General features: G+C 75.5%; 1 protein-coding gene and 1 pseudogene. One reads left to right on the forward strand and one right to left on the reverse strand.

Features of this window, described 5'->3' with window-relative positions; genetic code table 11:
- Window positions 1-248, reverse strand: a pseudogene (locus ABGA99_RS36520) (hypothetical protein); the annotation flags it as partial.
- Between the two features lie 334 nt (window positions 249-582).
- Between ABGA99_RS36520 and ABGA99_RS36525 the strand changes: the two are divergent.
- The coding region (locus ABGA99_RS36525) for a hypothetical protein (RefSeq protein WP_347584285.1) at window positions 583-956 on the forward strand (374 nt) is incomplete at its 3' end.

A 956-nucleotide genomic window follows, 5' to 3' on the forward strand; every position in this document is an offset into this window, starting at 1 on the left:
ACGCCGTAGTCCGCGAGCTTGGCCACGACCCCGCGGGGCAGGCCGAGGTCGCCGAAGGTCGGCGCGGCGGGCTCCGGGGTGCCGGCGGTTTCCGTCGCCTCGGTGGTTTCCGTCGCCTCGGTGGTTTCCGTCACCTCGGCGGTTTCCGTCACCTCGGCGGTTTCCGTCGAGGTGGCCTCGGGGATCTCCGGCGTGTCCGGCGTCTCCGCCTCGTCGAGGGCAGGGGCGAGCACAGGGGTTTCAGACATGAGCGAGTTAAAGCCTTCCGCAGTCGTCGGCACGCGCCACGACTCCGCGGCGGATTTGCACGGACCGCCTCTTGCGGTCTGCCACGGCAGGGAAGGGAACGCGCCACACACGGCGCGCTTCGGTGGGGCGCCGGGCAAATGGGATCAAACGATCTACCAGAGTACGCACCCGGTGGGCCGGCTGGCAAATCCGTTCCGCGAGCACGGCTCGCGGGGTGGTGCCCCAGGGCGCGCGGATCGGGTACGCGCCGGTCGGCGCGCCCCGCGCCGCGCCCCGTGTCCTCCGCGGGCGCTGGGGAGTTGAGCGTACGACACGTCCTGAAAGGGGCTCCCCATGCCTGAGCCGACAGCCCGTGCCGCCCTGCGGATCTCAGCCGCCACGCTGGCGGTGCTGGCGCTCGGCGGGTGCATGACCGTCTCCGGCTCCGGCAGGCCCGGCGCCCCCGATCCCGGCTCCGGCCGCAGCGGCACCGAGCCGGACGGCGGCGTACGCGTCAACGACGCACCGTCCGCCGCGGCCGGCGGCACCGGCGCGGGCGAGGCGGGCGGCGCCGGGAACACCGCCGGCGAGCGCGACGGCGACGAGAAGGACCCCTCCGCCACGGGCCGGAAGAGCGGCGGCGAGGCCGACCCGGCGCCGTCGTCCCCCGGTACCCGCGAACCCTCCGACGCGGGCGGCACCGGCGGCACCCCGGACCCCCCGCAGCC

The organism is Streptomyces sp. B5E4, assembly GCF_039871555.1.
In the GTDB taxonomy this organism is placed as follows: Bacteria; Actinomycetota; Actinomycetes; order Streptomycetales; family Streptomycetaceae; genus Streptomyces.